The following is a 4,891-nucleotide window of genomic DNA, read 5'->3' as shown; positions in this document are numbered from 1 at the left end:
CCGCCACCATAGTATCCACCGCCGATACCCCAGCCTCCGCCGTAGTATCCACCGCCCCAACCATAACGGTCGTAATAAGAGTTAGGTCCCCAAGAGTTCCATCCATAAGGATTGTTCCATCCGTAGCCAAAATTACCGTAATAGAAGGGATTGCTCCAGATGCTGCCATAACCAAAGCTGCCGCCCCAGCCCCCTAAACCGTATCCGCTGTTCCAACCCAGGCCATAACCCAAGTAGTTTGAAGGGCCATAACTGCTTCCATAGTAATAATTGTCAAAATAAGGGTCGTAATAGCCTTGAAAGCTGTAACCATTATAAAAACGGTTTATTCTAGATGAGTAATCCATATCGTAATAAGGATTACTTGTTCCGTAATATTCATCATATTCCTCCTGTCCCTGAGCCTGATATTGCTGGCCTTGTCGGTTCTGAGGTTGAGGTGCTATTTCAACCTCCCTGGCTTTCGCCACAGAATTATAAACATCATCAGCTGGCTTAGTTTGAGCCAGTTTTGATGTAGAGCATGATGCCACCAACCCTGCGGCGGCAATCATAACAATGGGTAAAAATTTAATTGGTTTCATTGTGTTTATATTTAGTTGTGTGTGTTCACGAATTTAATAAACAAGTTTCAAAAGTAAAAATTATTAACTATTTATTTAGTCAAAAAATGATATAAAATAATTGATATTATTTTGTTAATCGTTTGTAGGCATAAATTTATAAATTTGCCGTTGGATTTTACACTTTTTAACATACAAATTACGTTCCAAATACATAAGATGAGCAAAGAAATTACAAGTAGAGAAGCAGATTATTCCCAGTGGTATAATGATATAGTATTAAAAGCAGATTTAGCAGAGCATTCTGCCGTGCGTGGTTGTATGGTTATAAAGCCAAATGGCTATGCTATATGGGAAAAAATGCAGGCTGTTTTAGATAAAATGTTTAAGGATACAGGCCATCAAAATGCCTATTTTCCATTATTCATTCCAAAGTCATTTTTCTCTAAGGAAGCTTCTCACGTTGAGGGCTTTGCGACAGAATGTGCGGTTGTAACACATTACCGGTTAAAGAATGACGGTAACGGAAATATTGTTGTAGATGAAACAGCTAAGTTAGAGGAGGAATTAATTGTTCGCCCTACATCCGAAACCATTATTTGGAATACTTATAAAGGATGGATCCAATCGTACCGTGATTTACCAATATTGATCAATCAATGGGCGAATGTGGTAAGATGGGAAATGCGTACCAGGTTATTTCTGCGTACAGCCGAATTTTTATGGCAGGAAGGACATACCGCACATGCTACAGCAGAAGAGGCGATTGAGGAAACAGAACGTATGTTACATATTTACGCCGATTTTGCCGAAAATTGGTTGGCAGTTCCGGTAATCAGAGGCCGTAAATCGCCGAATGAACGCTTTGCGGGTGCTTTAGATACTTATTGTATTGAGGCCTTAATGCAGGATGGCAAAGCTTTACAAGCAGGTACATCTCACTTTTTAGGCCAGAATTTTGCTAAAGCTTTTGATGTTAAGTTTACTGGTAAAGATGGGAAATTAGATCATGTATGGGCTACTTCATGGGGTGTTTCTACACGTTTAATGGGTGCTTTGATTATGGCACACAGTGATGATTCTGGATTGATTATTCCACCAAAATTAGCGCCAATACAAGTGGTAATTGTTCCGATTTATAAAGGTGATGAGGATCTGGCGAGAATTTCTTCATATGTTAATGAATTAACCATGCGTTTAAAAGGTTTAGGCGTTTCGGTGAAATATGATGACAGGGATACACAACGCCCTGGATTTAAGTTCGCTGATTATGAGTTGAAAGGTGTGCCAATCCGTATTGCTATTGGTGGCCGCGATTTAGAAAATAAAACAGTAGAAATTGCCCGTAGAGATACCAAGGTGAAACAAACTGTACCTCAGGAAGGATTGGATATTTACATCATCAAACTATTGGAAGATATTCAGCAAAGCATGTTCAACAAAGCTTTGGCTTATCGCGATGAGCATATTACAGCAGCCAATAGTTACGAAGAGTTTCAGGAATTGTTGGATACCAAAGCTGGTTTTATTTCAGCGCATTGGGATGGAACACCAGAAACTGAGCAAAAGATAAAAGAAGAAACAAAAGCAACCATTCGTTGTATTCCTTTAGATAATAAATTAGAAGATGGCGTTTGTATTTATTCAGGAAAACCATCCATCCAAAGGGTACTGTTTGCAAGAGCGTATTAATTAGATGTGAGACACTAGATTTTAGAAGTGAGATTTGAGATTGTATCTCGACTCAAATTTTATGTCTCACATCTCCTGTCTCATATCCCAAATCTTAAAAAAAAATGAAATTCGCAACTAAAGCTATACATGCAGGTCAAGAGCCTGATCCAACTACAGGTGCTGTAATGACACCGATATATCAAACCTCTACCTATTGGCAGAAATCTCCTGGAGACAATAAAGGCTACGAGTATTCGAGAGGAACAAACCCAACGCGTAAAGCTTTGGAAGATTGTTTAGCTGCTTTAGAAAATGCCAAATATGGTMTGGCTTTTTCGAGTGGAATGGGGGCAACAGATGCCGTATTGAAATTATTACAGGCCCTACATTAATGATAAAACCAAATTGGTTTGGATAGAAACACCTACTAATCCTACCATGCAGATTATCGATATTGAAGGGGTGGCAAAAATTACAAAAGAGAAAAGTTTAATCCTGACCGTTGATAATACATTTGCATCGCCTTATTTACAAAACCCGATTGATCTGGGCGCTGATATTGTGATGCATTCGGTAACCAAATACATTGGTGGCCACTCTGATGTGGTAATGGGTGCTTTGGTAACAAATGATGAACAATTGTATAAAGACCTTTGGTTCATTTACAATGCCTGTGGTGCAACACCGGGTCCGCAAGATGCTTTTTTAGTGTTGAGGGGTATAAAAACGCTTCACCTTCGGATGAAAGCACATTGCGAAAATGGAGCGCGTATTGCATATTATTTAAAAACACATCCAAAGGTTGATAAAATTTACTGGCCGGGTTTTGAAGATCACCCTAATCATGATGTAGCTAAAAAACAAATGCGTGGATTTGGCGGTATGATTTCGATTACCTTAAAAGGTGCTGATCTGGAAGAAACTTTTAGAATCTCGTCTAATTTTAAAGTATTCACATTGGCTGAATCATTGGGCGGGGTAGAATCGTTAATTAACCATCCAGCAACGATGACACATGGCTCTATCCCGAAAGAAGAAAGAGAGAAAGTAGGTGTTACCGATAACTTGCTCCGTTTAAGCGTTGGGGTAGAGGATATCGACGATCTTTTAGAGGATCTGGCAAATGCATTAGCATAATATTTCGAGCGGGCAGATAAAATATTTGCCCGTTTTTTTTATTCCACAATAATAAATATTGCTGTTGCTAAGGAATAATTTATTTTAAATATAAGCGAAGTATATTATTGATTCATTTTTATCCCATAACTCATCCTTGCCTCGGCTCACCGCCGCCAGAGGGCTCTTTCTTTTTGGTGTCAAAAAGAAACAAAAAACACCGGCTGAAAATTTTTCTTTCGAAGTTAGTGGGAAGGCTAGGTCAGTGGAGCCCGAAAAATTTATTAGGCCGGATTTGAGTGGAACGAGGACACAGTGCTATGGCTTAGCTGGATGGAATATATAATCGCTAATTACCAGTGTATTAAAAAAAACTTCAACGATAGGCACGAAGCATCTTTTTCATCGGTTGCAGATGCTTCGTACCCTCAGCATGACAATCTGATAGATGGTAATGCTATTTTCGTTTAATCATCACATATATGCAGTTTTTAGAGCTAAAAAATTTCCTTGATAGTAAGGTTGAACAATACAATCAGCCAAATTTTATAGCAAACGATCCAGTTTGTATTCCGCATCTTTTCGAAAAAAAACAGGATATAGAAATTGCCGGCTTTTTTGCTGCGGTTTTAGCCTGGGGCCAGCGGAAAACAATTATTAATAAATGTAGGGAACTGCTGGGCCATATGGATAATGCGCCTTACGATTTTGTTGTCAATCATACCGATAACGATTTAAAACGTCTGCTGAACTTTAAACACCGCACATTCAATGATACCGACTTACTTTATTTTATTTCGTTTTTTAAGCAGCATTATCAAAACTTCGATAGCTTAGAGCAGGCATTTGTGCCAAGGCAAGATGTTTTTCGGACTGATTATTTAGAAGTTTCATCTATAAAACCGGAGATAACATATGCCTCGGAAGTGTGTTATGCTGCTGAGCTTAACTTCTCGATAGAGCAGGCATTGAACCATTTCAGGCAGTATTTTTTCTCCTTAGAAGATTTTCCTCACCGCACGAAGAAACATATCTCCTCTCCAAAGCAAAAATCTACCTGTAAACGTTTAAATATGTTTTTGCGGTGGATGGTTAGGATAGATCAAAAAGGTGTTGATTTTGGTATCTGGAATACACTTCAGCCAAAAGATCTAATCTGTCCCTGCGATGTGCATGTTGATCGGGTAGGACGCTTGCTTGGACTGATTAATAGAAAGCAGACCGATTGGTTAACTGCAATTGAATTAACCGACAATTTGAAGCAGTTCGATCCCTCAGATCCGGTGAAGTATGATTTTGCATTATTTGGACTAGGTGTAGAAAAATTGCTTTAAAGTTTGAGAATTGAGAAAAGTCAAAAAAAAGTTCTTTTTTCAATTCAATCTTCCTATACTTACGTAGTGATCCTGCTTCGGTTTAGTAGGATTATGTCTATCCCAATGTTTCGCTATGATCGCAGTTAATTTATCTGATGAAGATAGGTGGAAGAAATATAATAATTTTTCTCCTCTAGTCTCAATTTTTAAGAAATTCCATCC

2 protein-coding genes and 2 pseudogenes are annotated in these 4,891 nt (G+C 38.5%); 3 read left to right on the top strand and 1 reads right to left on the bottom strand.

The features are described 5' to 3' along the window. Nucleotides 1-584 (bottom strand): annotated as a pseudogene (locus AC1DND_RS24985) (hypothetical protein); the annotation flags it as partial. 198 nt (nt 585-782) lie between these two features. On the opposite strand from AC1DND_RS24985, the gene proS reads away from it, so the two are divergent. The 3 genes and pseudogenes from proS to AC1DND_RS24970 all read left to right on the top strand — a co-directional run bounded on the left by proS (nt 783) and on the right by AC1DND_RS24970 (nt 4,687). After that, complete coding sequence (gene proS / locus AC1DND_RS24980) at nt 783-2,255, top strand: proline--tRNA ligase (RefSeq protein ID WP_230150509.1); 1,473 nt, start codon at nt 783-785, stop codon at nt 2,253-2,255. A gap of 104 nt (nt 2,256-2,359) precedes the next feature. Beyond that, nucleotides 2,360-3,374 (top strand): annotated as a pseudogene (locus tag AC1DND_RS24975) (trans-sulfuration enzyme family protein). A 461-nt stretch (nt 3,375-3,835) separates the two neighbouring features. After that, nucleotides 3,836-4,687: a TIGR02757 family protein gene (locus AC1DND_RS24970; protein WP_477585250.1), complete on the top strand. Its 852-nt coding sequence runs from the start codon at nt 3,836-3,838 to the stop codon at nt 4,685-4,687. Nucleotides 4,688-4,891 lie beyond the last annotated feature (204 nt).

The sequence above is a fragment of the Pedobacter sp. 01N416 genome, assembly GCF_056399685.1.
Note: the sequence above shows the minus strand (reverse complement) of the source record. Positions and strands in the feature narration are given on the sequence as shown.

Bases quoted from the DNA above. Each gene is read 5' to 3' on its own strand.
- proS (WP_230150509.1), top strand. From the start codon at position 783: ATGAGCAAAGAAATTACAAGTAGAGAAGCAGATTATTCCCAGTGGTAT.
- AC1DND_RS24970 (WP_477585250.1), top strand. From the start codon at position 3,836: ATGCAGTTTTTAGAGCTAAAAAATTTCCTTGATAGTAAGGTTGAACAA.